The sequence below is a fragment of the Streptomyces sp. IBSBF 3136 genome (assembly GCF_036815105.1).
Taxonomy (GTDB): domain Bacteria; phylum Actinomycetota; class Actinomycetes; order Streptomycetales; family Streptomycetaceae; genus Streptomyces.
This window is the reverse complement of record NZ_JAJSZC010000227.1, coordinates 1-12,926: the sequence shown is the minus strand read 5'-3', so window position 1 is coordinate 12,926 and position 12,926 is coordinate 1. Positions and strand designations below refer to the sequence as shown.

At 74.1% G+C, this 12,926-nt stretch carries 15 protein-coding genes; 5 read left to right on the top strand and 10 right to left on the bottom strand.

What is annotated here, in order from left to right; translation table 11 throughout:
• The 5 genes from hypB to V7E45_RS33295 all read right to left on the bottom strand — a co-directional run.
• Positions 1–700: hydrogenase nickel incorporation protein HypB (gene hypB / locus V7E45_RS33315; RefSeq protein WP_333777976.1), on the bottom strand; the 700-nt coding region annotated here is incomplete at its 3' end.
• Positions 701–760: 60 nt separating this feature from the next.
• Positions 761–1,351: a hydrogenase maturation protease gene (locus V7E45_RS33310; protein WP_333777975.1), complete on the bottom strand. Its 591-nt coding sequence runs from the start codon at positions 1,349–1,351 to the stop codon at positions 761–763.
• The gene (locus V7E45_RS33305; protein ID WP_333777974.1) at positions 1,348–3,060 is read right to left on the bottom strand and encodes a hydrogenase maturation protein; all 1,713 of its coding nucleotides are present in this window, start codon (positions 3,058–3,060) and stop codon (positions 1,348–1,350) included. Before V7E45_RS33305 ends, V7E45_RS33310 begins: the two co-directional genes overlap by 4 nt.
• Before the next feature lie 66 nt (positions 3,061–3,126).
• On the bottom strand, positions 3,127–3,495 hold the full coding sequence (locus V7E45_RS33300) for a hypothetical protein (protein ID WP_333777973.1): 369 nt from the start codon (positions 3,493–3,495) through the stop codon (positions 3,127–3,129).
• Between the two features lie 142 nt (positions 3,496–3,637).
• Positions 3,638–4,165: a hypothetical protein gene (locus V7E45_RS33295; RefSeq protein WP_333777972.1), complete on the bottom strand. Its 528-nt coding sequence runs from the start codon at positions 4,163–4,165 to the stop codon at positions 3,638–3,640.
• 200 nt (positions 4,166–4,365) lie between these two features.
• Here V7E45_RS33295 and V7E45_RS33290 point away from each other — a divergent pair, with 200 nt between their 5' ends.
• Together V7E45_RS33290 and V7E45_RS33285 are read left to right on the top strand one after the other, a co-directional pair.
• Positions 4,366–4,857, top strand: a complete 492-nt coding sequence (locus tag V7E45_RS33290) for a DUF1360 domain-containing protein (RefSeq protein WP_333777971.1) — start codon at positions 4,366–4,368, stop codon at positions 4,855–4,857.
• 111 nt (positions 4,858–4,968) lie between these two features.
• Positions 4,969–5,400 carry a DUF2267 domain-containing protein gene (locus tag V7E45_RS33285; RefSeq protein ID WP_333777970.1) on the top strand — a complete coding sequence of 144 codons (432 nt, stop codon included), beginning with the start codon at positions 4,969–4,971 and terminating at the stop codon, positions 5,398–5,400.
• A 141-nt stretch (positions 5,401–5,541) separates the two neighbouring features.
• On the opposite strand, the gene V7E45_RS33280 is transcribed toward V7E45_RS33285, so the two are convergent.
• Positions 5,542–5,703: a hypothetical protein gene (locus V7E45_RS33280; protein ID WP_333777969.1), complete on the bottom strand. Its 162-nt coding sequence runs from the start codon at positions 5,701–5,703 to the stop codon at positions 5,542–5,544.
• 183 nt (positions 5,704–5,886) lie between these two features.
• On the opposite strand from V7E45_RS33280, the gene V7E45_RS33275 reads away from it, so the two are divergent.
• Both V7E45_RS33275 and V7E45_RS33270 read left to right on the top strand, forming a co-directional pair.
• Positions 5,887–7,050 (top strand): AI-2E family transporter, encoded by a 1,164-nt coding sequence (locus V7E45_RS33275; RefSeq protein WP_333777968.1) that lies wholly within the window; start codon positions 5,887–5,889, stop codon positions 7,048–7,050.
• A gap of 143 nt (positions 7,051–7,193) precedes the next feature.
• A complete protein-coding gene (locus V7E45_RS33270; protein ID WP_333777967.1) occupies positions 7,194–8,327 on the top strand; it encodes an FUSC family protein in 1,134 nt (377 codons plus the stop codon).
• 49 nt (positions 8,328–8,376) lie between these two features.
• On the opposite strand, the gene V7E45_RS33265 is transcribed toward V7E45_RS33270, so the two are convergent.
• On the bottom strand, positions 8,377–8,676 hold the full coding sequence (locus V7E45_RS33265) for a molybdenum cofactor biosysynthesis protein (protein WP_333777966.1): 300 nt from the start codon (positions 8,674–8,676) through the stop codon (positions 8,377–8,379).
• A 238-nt stretch (positions 8,677–8,914) separates the two neighbouring features.
• Complete coding sequence (locus tag V7E45_RS33260; RefSeq protein ID WP_333777965.1) at positions 8,915–9,328, bottom strand: hypothetical protein; 414 nt, start codon at positions 9,326–9,328, stop codon at positions 8,915–8,917.
• Here V7E45_RS33260 and V7E45_RS33255 point away from each other — a divergent pair.
• Positions 9,327–10,001 (top strand): hypothetical protein, encoded by a 675-nt coding sequence (locus V7E45_RS33255; protein ID WP_333777964.1) that lies wholly within the window; start codon positions 9,327–9,329, stop codon positions 9,999–10,001. The genes V7E45_RS33260 and V7E45_RS33255 overlap by 2 nt on opposite strands.
• 133 nt (positions 10,002–10,134) lie before the next feature.
• Here the strand turns inward: V7E45_RS33255 and V7E45_RS33250 are convergent, their stop codons facing one another.
• Together V7E45_RS33250 and V7E45_RS33245 are read right to left on the bottom strand one after the other, a co-directional pair.
• Positions 10,135–10,962: a lysozyme gene (locus V7E45_RS33250; protein WP_443056318.1), complete on the bottom strand. Its 828-nt coding sequence runs from the start codon at positions 10,960–10,962 to the stop codon at positions 10,135–10,137.
• 166 nt (positions 10,963–11,128) lie between these two features.
• Positions 11,129–12,926: M1 family aminopeptidase (locus V7E45_RS33245; protein WP_333777962.1), on the bottom strand; the 1,798-nt coding region annotated here is incomplete at its 5' end.

Genomic DNA, 12,926 nt, shown 5'->3' with positions numbered 1-12,926 from the left:
GGTGGTGGCCGTGCGGGTGGGGGGCGAGCGGCGGCCGGTGCGACGGGGCGGCGTGCCGGGCGGCGAGGGTGTGGGCGAGGAGGGTGTCGACACCCTCGCCGGTGCGGGCGCAGGACCGTACGGTCTCCACCCCGGGGTTGACCCGCTGGACGTTCGCCAGGAACGCGGCCTCGTCGAAGCCGGCCGCCTGCGCGAGGTCGGTCTTGGTGATGACGACCAGGTGGGCGGAGCCGAACGCGGTGGGGTACTTCAGCGGCTTGTCCTCACCCTCGGTCACGGCCATCAGCACGACCCGCAGGTTCTCGCCGAGGTCGTAGGAGGCCGGGCAGACCAGGTTGCCGACGTTCTCCACGAAGAGCACCGCGGTGTCGGCGGGCAGCCAGCCCTCCAGGTGCCCGCGCACCTGCCGGGCCTCCAGGTGGCACAGTCCGTCGGTGAGCACCTGCTGGACCGGCGCGCCCGAACGGGCCAGCCGGACGGCGTCGTTCTCGGTCGCCAGGTCCGCGGTGAGCGCGGCGACCGGGACGTCCCGCTCGACCGCCCGGGCCAGCACCCGGCCGAGGAGTTCGGTCTTCCCGCTGCCGGGGCTGGAGAGCAGGTTGACCAGGGTCACGCCCTGCCGTGTCAGGTCCTCGCGCAGGCTCGCGGCCAGGTCGTCGTTCTTCGCCAGGACGGCCTGTTTGACGTCGGACCGGCACATGGGCTCAGCTCCTCGGAGTCGTACGGCAGAGCCCCGGCCGTGTCCGGTACGGCCCGGGTCTCACCGATCTTCGGCTCCTGCGGGCCCGTGGCCGGGCAGCGCAGCCGCGTGCGGGGTCCCGGATTCCACCGCCCGGCCCAACGCCGGGGCGGGTGCGGCGGGGTCGGCCAGCAGCACGGGGACCAGCGTGTGCAGCGCGTCCACGGCCCGGTCGACCGCTTCCCGCACGGGTGCGCTCAGTCCCGGCGCGATGTCCTCGTCGCCGCGGGGCAGGACGCCGGGCTCGCAGGCCAGCACCAGGACCCGGGGCAGCGGTTCGTCGCCGAGCTGCGCCGCCAGGGCCAGCACCTTCTCCGGGTCCATGCCGTGGGCCTCGGGGACGGCCGTGCCGTCGGGCGGTTCCGCCTCGACCAGGGTGAGGGTGCCGGGACGGTGGCCGCGCGGGGCGGCGTCGACGAGGACGGCGGTGGCGCAGCCGTCCAGCAGGGTGTAGGCGAGGTCCATGCCGCGGATGCCGAAGTCTCGCACCGTGGCACCGGGCGGCAGCGGGCGCCGGTCGAGGGCGCGGATCACCTCGGGGCCGAACGCGTCGTCGCCGAGGAAGATGTTGCCGACGCCCGCCACCAGCAGCCGGCCGGTCGCGGGGCTCACCCGGCCGCTCCGTCGAGCGGTGCCAGCGGGCGGGTGGAGGCGGCCGGCTTCTTGCGGACGAACGCCGACCGCAGGGCGTGGTAGGGGGCTTCGGGGTCGAAGAAGATGGCGCGCATGCGCTCGAGTTCGTCACGCCGGAACTCCGCGAGCGGGCGTGCCTCCTCGTCGGCGCGGCGGGCGGCCGCCTTGGCGGCGATCCGCTGGGCGAGGTCCGGGGCGGCGGCCAGCTCGGCGGCCAGCCGCCCGGTCTCGGCGGCGAACTCGCCCGGGCCGGTGCGTACGATCCGGTCCACCAGCCCGATACGGGCGGCCGACGCGGTGCTCAGGGGCAGCGCCTCGGTGGTCAGCCGGTGGGCGGTGTCCGTGCCGACGCGGCGCGGCAGTGTGTACGTCCAGAACTCGGACCCGTACAGGCCCATCCGCCGGTAGTGCGGGTTGAGGACGGCCCCGCCGCGGCACCAGACCTGGTCGGCGGCGAGGGCGAGCATGGCGCCGCCCGCCGCGGCGTTGCCGCCGAGCGCGGCCACCACGAGCCGGTCGGTGGTGCGCAGCACGGCCTCGGCCAGGTCGTCCATGGCGTTGATGTTGGCCCAGGACTCCTCGGCCGGGTCGGCGGCGGCCTCGATGACGTTCAGGTGGATGCCGTTGGAGAAGAAGTCGCGTTCAGAGCCGAGCACGAGGACCCAGGTGGGGTCGGCGAGCGCGTGCTCGTAGGCGGCGCGGAGCCTGCGGCACTGGTCGGTGCTCATGGCGCCGCCGGGGAAGGAGAAGGTCAGGAAGCCGATGGCGCCGCGTCTGCGGTAGCGGATGTCCGTCCAGGTGCGCCGGTCGGCGGCCAGTTCGAAGGGGACGGGGGCCTCGGGCAGCGGGGCGCCCAGGGAGGCGAGCACGGAGGCGGCGGGGCGGCGAAAGGGCGCGGGGTCGCCGGAGTTCTTGCGGGGGCGCAGTTCGGGGATCCACACGGCGCCGTCGCGGGTGGCCCGGCAGACCGCGCCCGCCCGCGTGGCGAGCAGTTCGCCGGGGCGGCCGCGCAGTTCGTCCTCCCGGTGGCCGCCGTGCAGGAAGACCTCGTGGCCGAGGATCTCGTCCAGGACGCCGGGCTGGGAGTCGGCGCCGCGCAGCTTGCGCAGCACGGTCCCGGTGCTGTCGTGGTCCCAGTCGATACGGCGCCGGTCCTGCCGGAAGAAGTCGCGCCAGACGATGTCCGGGCCGTCGCCCGCTTCGCCCGTCTGCGGGCGGGGCTTGTACGAGGCGTCGGCGTAGCGGCGTACGGCCAGCAGGACGGCGGACACGGCGGCGTCGGAGGCCTCGTTGCGGTAGAGGTCGCTCTTGCCGACGGCCGGCACGGGGAACGGCTCCGCCGCCCAGATGTCGCCGGCGTCCATGGCGGCCTCCGCCTGGAGCACCGTCACGCCCCAGTGGGGCGCCTCGCCGGCGATCGCCCAGTCCAGCGACGACGGGCCGCGGTCGCCGGGCGGCCCGGGATGGACGATGAGGCAGGTGCGTTCCCGCCAGACGTCCTCGGGCAGGGCGGTCTTCAGCATCGGCGCGACGATCAGGTCCGGGTCCAGTTCACGGACGGCGGCACGGACCGGTTCGGCGCCGTGCGTGGCGAGGACGACGTCCACCCGGTGTCCTTCGTCCGAGAGTTCGACGTACACGCGTTGGGAGAGGCTGTTGAACGCGCTGGCGACGAGCAAAATGTTCATGCCATGGCATGTTGGTCTGTTTGTCGCATTCCGGGAAGAACCCGTGCGGCGTTTCCTCATCCCCCGTCAGGTCTCCTCCTCCATCCGGATCGCGCTGCGCAGATCCTCGAAGGCCTGCCCCCGCTCGTCCTTGTGGGCCTCCAGCAGGGCACCGGCGATCGCGTCGAGCTTGCGCTGGATGGCGTGCTCGGCCCGCATCTCCGCGTTCTTCAGCAGCGCGAGCAGCAGCAGGGTGACCGCGGTCATGGACTCGCCCGCCAGCAGCAGCAGTTCGATGTTCAGGTGAGCCGCGTGGGCGGCGGCGAAGAAGCCGACGAGGAGCAGGCAGAACAGGAAGAAGGCCGGGGAGCTGGTGAGGTTGGAGGCGTACTCGGCGAGCTGCTCGAACCGGCCGCGGCGCGGGCCGCCGCGGTGGACGGGGTTCTTGAAGGTCATGCGGCGAGGCTTACCCCGGCCCGGGGGGCGACCACCGCGGGGGCGCGGCTGCCAGCGGCGGGACCAGGTATGACCAGGCCGGACCAGGTGTGACCGGGGTCTGACCGGGGTGGGACCGGGGTCTGACCGGGAGCGTGAGCCGTCAGGCGGCGAGGGCCGGTCCGGACCGGAGGCGGTCGAGGAGCTGGTCGCGGTGGAGGTCGGCCACGGGCGCCAGGAGGTCGGGGTGCCTGAGCAGCGCGGCGGCACGCCGGTCGCCGTCGTCGGGGTCGAGCAGGCGGCGGAACTCGGCCGACGGGCCCGCGATGTGCTCTCCCCCGGCCAGCGCGCCGACGGCGGTGCCGGCCAGCTCCGGATCGGTCAGCAGGCCGGCGGCCCAGCTCGCCACGACCTCGTCGACCCAGGTGCGCCACGCCCAGTCCTCCGGCGCGTCCTCGCCGGCCGCGTCGGCGCCGGTGATCCAGTCCAGACGGGCCGCGCCACCGGGCCCGGCCAGGGTGACGAGCCCGGCGTCGATGTCGGTCGGATAGCGCAACCACGCCGCGACCGTGACGGCCTGCCGCGCCTGCGCCTCGCACAGGGCGGAGGACAGCGCGCCGCCGCAGGGCGGGTAGGCGCCGGTCAGCCAGCGGGCCGTCGCGGCGATCAGGGGGGACAGATCTGTGAGCACTACCGGGCCGTCCGAACTGCGTGAGGGGAACAGGGGCTCGTCGCCACGGTAGCCCGCGGCCCGGCGCGTTTGGAGGGGGCTGGGAACTTCGTCATATGTGGCCTGGAGCACGTCAGGGCCCCGGCCGACGTGTGGCCGGGGACCGCGGGGGAACTCGGGGCGCGCCCGCCGGAAGGCGGGCCGCGCACTCGGGAGGCCTGATGACGACGGACGCCGGTCGGTACGACGACCAGGGCGAGGTGCCCCTCGCGGGCTACGCGGCCCTCGCCTCCGCGCTCGCGACGGGCGTCGGCGTCTACGCCATGGTGGCAAGGTACCGGGGGGTCCGGCTGCCGGAGCGTTTCCCGCCCTGGGACGTGGTCCTCCTCGGGGTGGCGACGTACAAGACGTCCAGGCTGCTGACCAGGGACACGGTGACGAGTTTCGTGCGCGCCCCGTTCACCCGCCGGACCGGCCGGGGAGAGGGGAACGAAGTCCTCGACGAACCGCGCGGCACGGGGGTGCGGCGGGCGCTGGGCGAGCTGTTGTCCTGCCCGTTCTGCACCTCGGCCTGGACGGCGACGGCACTGGTGTGCTCGTACACCGCCTCGTCGCGTCTGACCCGCACGGTGTGCGGGGGTCTGGGCGCGGTGACGGTGGCGGACTGGCTCCAGTACGCGTGGACCTGGACCCAGCAGTCGGCCGAGGAGTGAGACGCCGGAGCGCCCACGGCTCTCGGCGGGGACCCGTGCGACGCGGACGGACCTCCCGCCACCGGCCCGCAGGCCCTGGGAGCGCGGCACCGTGAGGAAGGAAGCGCCCTCATGCACCACGACGAGATGATCGGAAAGGTCCAGGCGCTCGCCGCGCTGCCCGACCGCGGGGCGGCCGAGCGGGCGGCGCGGGCCGTGGTGAGCACGCTCTCGGAGCGGCTGCCGGCCGGGCTCGCCCGTCACGTGGCCGCTCAGCTGCCGGCGGACCTCGCGGCCTCGATGCGCGAGGCGGCCGACGCCTCGCCCGCCCCCGACTCGGGCACCGCGGGTGAGGTGTTCGGGCTCACCGTGTTCGCCGGGCGGATCGCCGACCGGGCCGGGACCGACGAGGACACCGCCCTGCGGGACGCCGCGGCGGTGCTGGAGGTGCTGGACGCCGCCCTGGCCCCCGAGCTGACCGAGCGGATGGCCGGTGCGCTGCCCGCCGACATCCGGGACCTGTTGCCGGTCGGGCGCGCCGAGGAGGGCGGCGGCCCGGGCTGAGGCCCCCGACCACCGAGGCGGGGCCGCACGCGGCTTCCGGCCGCTGCTTCCGGCCGCTGCTTCCGGCCGCTGCTTCCAGCCGTTGAGGCAGGGAGGCACGCGGCTCCCGGCCGCACTGATCGCGCCCGGTGATCGGCGCTCCTATCGCCGGTGCACGCGTATCAGAGGCCGTCTGAACAGGGACCGGCGCCGGGCGTGCCGGGCGGCCGGGGCCGTGCGGGTGACCCAGCGGTCCTCGACCTGGTCCAGGCCGTAGAGCAGCACGCTGAGCACGGGGAGCAGCAGAAGGGCGACGGTGACCACGGGGGTCTCCTCCCGGCCGGCGACGCCGCCCGAGTGCCCCTGCCCCGGCCCCTGCAACGCCCGCGGGTTGTGGAGGTCCTGTGACCGCGCGTTGTACGGCCGCCTCCGCCCGCTTGCCCGTACCGTTCTCGACAGGCGTGTCGGTCAGTGACGACCCGGAGGCGCAACGTAGCGGGAGGCGCGGTGGGCGGTGCGGGACGGCGGACGGGTGCGGGGCGCCGGGCGGGCGGCACGGTGCTGGGCAGCCGGCCGGCGTACACCGTACGGCTGCCGGCGGGCGCGCGTTCCGAGCCGGACGGCCCGGCCGGCGGGCGGGTGGTGCCGTGGCTGCGGTTCGCCGCGGCCTACGCCTGGCGGCTAGTCCTCGTCGGCCTCGTCGTCTACGGCGTCTTCACCATCCTCGGCCGCTTCCAGCTGGTCGCGGTCGCCGTGTTCCTGGCCCTCGTCGTCACCTCGGTCCTGCGTCCGCTCGCCGATCTCCTGAACCGGCTGCTGCCCCGGCCGCTGTGCGTGGCCGTCGCGCTCGTGGGCAGCCTGCTGCTCCTGATGGGTCTGCTCGCGCTGGTGGGCAACGCGGTGGCCGGCCAGTCGGGCACGCTGGCGAACGAGTTCCGGGGCGGCTTCCACCGAATCGAGCTGTGGCTGCAACGGCCGCCGTTCCGGCTCAGCACCAACCGCCTCAACGCGCTGGAGCGCCAGGTCACGAACTACCTCTCGGCCCACCGGTCCGACCTCCTCAGCAGCGCGGTCTCCCAGCTCGGCCGGGTCGTCGAAGTGGTCACCGGCGCGGCGCTGGCGCTGTTCGCGTCCGTCTTCTTCATCCACTCCGGCGAGCGCATGTGGGCCTGGGCACGGGACGAGCTCGTGCCGAGCGGGGCACGGCCGGCCTGGGACCGGGCGGGGCGGGCGGCGTGGACCACGTTCGCCGGGTACACCCGCGGCATCATCATCGTGGCGGCCACCAACGCCGTCCTGGTCGGCATCGCGCTGCTCGTGCTGCGGGTGCCGCTGGCGCTGCCGCTGACGCTGCTGGAGTTCTTCGCCGCGTTCGTGCCCCTGGTGGGCTCGCCGGTGGCGCTGGGGGTGGCCACGATCGTCGCCCTGGCCGGGCGCGGGCCGCTCACGGCCTTGGCCGTGCTGGTGCTCATCGTGGTCATCGGCCAGATCGAGGGGCATGTGCTGCACCCCCTGGTGATGAGCTGGGCCGTGCGGCTGCACCCGCTCGTCGTCGCGGTGTCCGTCATCGCGGGCAGCATCGTCGCGGGGGTGATCGGGGCGGTCGTCGCGGTGCCGTTCATCTCGGTCGTCTGGGCGGTCCTGCGCGCGTTGCGGGCGGTACCTCCGTGAGCCCGGCTCGCCGGTACCGGCGAGCGGCGCCGCCGCGCCACGCGTGACCGCGCAGGTGGGGACGGTGCCCGGCGCCGTGCGCCAGGCGCGGGCGGGGCGGCATGGACCGTGGCACGGGTGGCACCCGGAGCCCCGTGCGTGGAATGACAGTGAACCGGCGGACGCTGCGGCGTGACGGAACGGCCGTGGTGACGGCCCTGCGACGGGCCTGGGCCGAACCGGGCCGCGAACGGGACCTGGCCGTCCAGGCTCTCAAGGCGGCGCTGGCCGCGTGGGTGGCCTGGGCGGTCTCGGGTTGGTGGCTGCACGCGCCCGTGGCGTTCGTCGCGCCGTGGGTGGCGGTGGTCCTGGTGGAGTCGACCGTGTACCGGTCGATCGCGCGCGGTCTGCAGCAGCTGGCGGCGATCGCCGTCGGCACGGTCGCGGCCACCGCGGTGGGGCTGCTGCTGCACGACACGATGGCCGCCATGGCCCTGGTCATGCCCGTGGTGATGCTGCTGGGCCACTGGCGGCGTCTGGGCAGCCAGGGCATCTACGCGGCCACCGGCGCGCTGTTCGTCCTGACCAACGGGCCCGTGGCCCTGACCACCTCGGCGGCCCGGCTCGGCGAGGGCCTGTTCGGCGCCGTGGTGGGCATCGCCGTCAACGCGCTGATCCGACCGCCGGTGTATCTGCGCGACACCCGGGCCGTGCTCCGGGACGCGACCGACGAGGCCCACGACATCCTGCGGACCGTGGCCGACGGGCTGACCGAGGGCCGCTGGGACGCCGAGGAGGCGGGCGCCTGGCACGAGCGCGCCCTCCGTCTGCGCCGCCTCGTCGAGCAGGCGTACTCCTCGCTGGAGCGGAGCCGGGAGAGCCTGCGGGTCAACCTGCGGCACCGCAGCCGTGCCGCGTCGGCCGGCCAGGGGTACGACGACGCCGTCGTGGTTCTCGACTACGCCTCCGTCCACACCACGGGCGTGACCCGTACGGTGCTGGAAGCGACCGCCGAGGAGCGGGCCGAGCACCGCCCGCACCCGGAACTCGCCCGCCGCTACGCCCGGTTCCTGTGCCAGACCGCCCGTGCCCTGCGCCTGTACAGCCACAGCCGGTTCGACCGGGCGCGGGACGACGAACTGCGCGAGGCGGTGACGGAGCTGCGCGGCACGCTCCAGGAGCTGCGCCGGGACCTCGCCCGCTCGACGACGGACGACCCGGACGAGGTCGCGACCTACGGCGCCCTGCTCGCCCAGGCCCACCGGCTGGCCGACCGCCTGGTGGCCTCGGCCACCTGAGGGCGCGGAGCCGGCCGAGGAGCGGACGCCCCGTGCAACACGGCCGAGGTCAGACCACCCCGAACTCCGCCGGGCCGACGGTGAGGGTTCCATCGGTGAGTGGGCGGCAGCGGACTCCCCCGCCGCCGCGCAGCGCCCGCTGCGCACCGGGCCCCAGCGTCGCGTCCATCCACGCGCAGGGCCTGGCCGCGGTGCGGACCTCCAGCGTCACGGGTCCCGTACCGCAGTCGAGGAACACCGTGGAGCCGACGAAGGCGTCGATGTCCACACCGCGCAGCAGCACGTTGCGCCGTGTGCGCAGCAGGTCGGCCTCGCCGGTCGCGGGCCGCGGCAGGCGCTCGGCGGCCATGAGGTGATGGAGGCGTTGCGGTGCGCGGGGCGGTTGAAGTACCGGTCCCCGACCATGCCCAGGCCGGCGCGGACCTCGGCCGTCGTCACCAGTTCGTCGCGCGGCAGCTCGGGTACGCCGTCGCCGGGCCGGCCCGCGAGCCGGTGCACCGGCGAGACCAGCAGCTGGACGATCTCCACGTGGGCCACGCCCCGAGCCTAGTTCCCCGCCCGCCGCTCGACTCACCGGCCCACCACGCTCAGCCGGTGCTCCGCGCCGCACCACCGGCACCGGCACCGCTCCTGAGCAGCTGGTGGCCGCTCGCCCCGGCCACCAGCGGGCCGGCCACCGTGCCGAGCAGGGCGAGGCCCGGTCCGGAGGCCCAGTCGACGGGGGAGGCGCGGACGCCCAGGACGAGCGTCACGGCGAGGGCGGTGCCCGGCAGGGACACCGGGGCGGCACGGGTGTGGTCGAGGTCGTCCTCGGCGAGCGAGCCCGGCACCCCGCCCCCGAGGGCGAGGGCCCAGACACCGAGAGCCTGGGCATCCACCCGGCCGGTGCTCCAGGGCACGAAGTCCGCCCGGAATCCGGGGCGCGGGGCGGGCCGCCGTCGGTGACGGGAGAGGGGGCCCGCCGCCCGGTCGTCGTCCCCGCGCGGCATGATGATCGCCATGACTCCGATCACCGGCCTGGACCTGTCCGGCTTCACCGAGCGTGAGCCCGGCGTGTGGACGGACGAGGCGGGACTCGTGCTCTCGGTCCACTTCTTCCCCCTCGTCCCCGATCTGCCCGCCCCGCTGCACGAGTTCGAGCGTCTGCGGACCGCCCTGGCGGCCGGTGTGGGCGGGCACGGCGGCAACCTCATCGAGGCGGTGCCCGGCACCCTGCACGGTGTCCCGGCGCTTCGTCAGCTGATCAAGATGCCGCTGCCGGGCCGGCCGCACGGGCAGGCGTTCATCGGCTCATGGACGGTGCCCAAGGCAGGGTGCGGCACGGTGCTGAAGGTCCAGGCCGCGGAGGGCGGGACGACGGGTCTGCGCGAGGCCATGGTGCTGGACCGGGTGGGCCCCGAGAACTACTTCCGGCCACATCCGTACGCCGCCGGCGGCCAGTTCGGCGGGCTGCCGAGTCATGTGGCCGACGACGAGCAGTGGGACGCGCAGTTCCCGGACCACCCGCTCACCCGGGTGCGGGCCGCGCTGCACCGCATCACCCCGACGGTCACGTTCGACGAACGCTTCCGGCAACTGCCCCCGTTCGGCGGCCCGGCACAGCCGCCGCACCCCGGCCCCGCGCCCGCCGCGCCGCCCCGGCGCGGCTGGTTCCGTCGTGGTACGGGACGCTGACCCCACGTCCATTCGTCCGTCCCTCACGGGTTCGCGTCCTGCCCCTTCCACCCGACACCCTCTCCATCGGACGCCGGACGCCGGACGCCGGGCCCGCGCGGCCGGCGGCCGTACCGGCGCTGTCGACGGGGTGTCAGCCGGTGGCGAGACTCTTGACGCGGTCCGCCGAGCCGTTGAATCTGTCGTGGTCGCCGACGGTGGTGCCGGCGGAGGTGTACTGCCACATGGTGTACACCGACCAGCCCGCCGGCAGCGTGCCCGCGGTGGAGGCGTACCGGGCGATCCAGAGCGGGTTGGTGGCGCCGAAGCCCGCGTAGTCGCCGGTGCACTGCGTCCACCAGCTGGTGGCGGTGTAGATGACGGCGTCCCGGCCGGTGCGGGACTTGTAGCGGTCGAGGAAGTCGCGGATCCAGGTGACCATCCCGCTCGCGGACTTGCCGTAGCAGTCCTCGCCGTAGGGGTTCCACTCCATGTCGAGCGCGCCGGGCAGGGTCCTGCCGTCCTTGGACCAGCCGCCGCCGTGGTCGACGAAGTAGTCGGCCTGGGCGGCGCCGCCCGTGGTGTCGGGGGTCGCGAAGTGGTACGCGCCGCGGATCATGCCGACGCCGTACGAACCGGAGTACTGCGAACCGAAATAGGGGTTCGTGTAGTACGTCCCCTCGCTCGCCTTCGTGTACGCCCACTGGACGCCGCTCCCCCACAGCGTCGGCCAGGCGACGTCCCCCTGGTAGCTGGAGACGTCCACGCCCTCGGTCTGCGTGGTCCGGGAGCCGGTCGGGCTCTCGTCGTCGGTGACGTCGGAGCCGTCGTGGGCCAGCACCCCCATGCCCATGTAGGCGCTGCCCCGTTCGGGCATGGAGCCGGCCGAGGAGGGTGGGGCCGAGAGGATCGGCAGGAGGATCAGGAGGCCGGTCAGCGCGCCGGTGAGTGCCCGGCGGGAGCGGCTGCGGTGAAAGGCTATAGGGCTTCGCACAGGATCCATCTGACCCGCAGTCGGAGCGTGCCGCACTCCGGGTACCGCCCAACGAAGCCATCGTGAGCGGGGATTACGCCATGTGAGTGGCGCGGCGGCCGGGGTGCGCGTGGCCGTGGGCGGCGCCGGGAAGGGCACCGCCCACGGCCGACGGTCAGCCGTCGATGCGGTGCTGGGTCCAGAAGGAGGTCAGGTCCGTGCTCGTGGCGGCCTGGGCGGCCGCCTTGAACTCGGCCGTGGTCGAGACGCCGTACCAGTGCGCGCTCGCGTAGTCCTTGAGCAGCTTGGCCATGGCGGTGTCGCCGAGGACCCTGCGCAGGTCGTGCAGGGCGCACTTGCCGTAGCCGTAGACGACGGTGGAGTACCGGGAGGAGTGCGCGTCCCAGTAGGCCATGGAGTTGGTGATCTTCTCGGCGCTGGAGGCCCAGGAGACGCCGCTCCAGCAGCCGCTGCCGGTCTTGCCGAGGGCGAGGTCGGTGGAGTAGTCGGTGAACGCCTCGTCCAGCCAAGGGCTGTTGTACTCGTCGTCACCGACGATGCCGTACCACCACTGGTGGCCGATCTCGTGGGTGAGTGCCGTGGTGCTGACCAGGTCGAGGACGAACCCGGGGTACTCCATGCCGCCGAACCAGTAGTTGTTGTCGATCACCGCGTCCAGTTCGCCGTACGGGTAGGCGCCGAAGCGGGCCGCGTGGGCGTCGACTGCGGACTTGGCGGTGCTGAGCATGGACTGGGCGCTGGAGGAGCTGATGCCCGAGACGGAGTAGATGTTCACCGGGACGCCGGCGGACGAGGTCCCGGAGATCTTGCTGAAGGGCCCGGCGGCCCAGGCGAAGTCACGGACCTTGGCCGCGGTCGCGGTGGTGACGGTGCGGCCGCTGGAGCCGGGGGTGTCGGTGGAGGTGCCGGTGGCGGGGACCAGCAGGCTGCTGGGGTGGTCGAGGGTCACCTTGAAGTCGGCGGCCAGGGAGTAGAAGGACTCGCCGTTGTTGGTGTACGGGTCCAGGTGCCAGCCCGAGCCGTCGCGGACCGCGAGGACGGGCAGGGCGTTGCCGATGAAGCTGAACGCTCCGTCGTGGCCGAACCGGTCGGCGCCGCTGGGCACGGTGATCCCGAGGTCGAAGCCGATGGTGGCGCTCTGGCCCTGGTTCAGCGGTGCGGGCAGCGTGATCTTCAGTGCCGTGCAGTTCACCGAGAGGGTGCCCGCCGTGCCGCCGGTGACGTTGGTGACCGTGATGGGCATCGCCGAGCAGGTGCCGTGGTAGTTGTCCCACAGCCGCAGGTACACCTCGCTGAGTGCGGTGGCGGAGGCGTTGGTGAACGTGGCGCTCTCGTGCCCGTTCCAGACCGTGCCGCCGGTGTCACTGCTGAGGCTGACGGTGTAGGAGGGCGCGGCCGGGGTGCGGGCCGTGTCCGCCGGGGGCGGAGTGGTCCCGCCGGAGGTGTCGAGGGCGATGTCGTCCAGGACGAAGCTCGTCTGGAGGCTGGAGTCCTCGGTTCCGGTGAAGCCGATGGTGACGGTCTGCCCGGCGAAGGACGACACGTCGAACGACTTGCGTACGTAGCCCGTGGCGTCGTCCAGGTTCGAGTAGGTCGCCAGGGTGGTGCTGCCGATCTTCGCCGTCAGCTTGTCGTACGCGGTGGAGGAGGTCGTCTCGTCCGTGTCGATGTGCAGCCAGAAACTGAGGGTGGCGGTGCCGCAGCCGCTGGGGATAGTGACGCTCTGGGTGAGGGTGTCGGTGCGGGTGCTGCCGACGCCGTCCAGCCAGGCGAACGACGAGCCGCCGTGGGCGGTCTCGCCGCTGCGGCTGGTGATCAGGCCGGACGAGGACTGCGTCCACGGCGAGGTGCCGCTTTCGAAGCCGCCGTTGGTGACCACCTGCGCCGGGGTGCAGTCGGCGGCCACCGGGGTTCCGGCGGGCCGGGCGGCGGCGGGGGTGACGGGGAGGGAG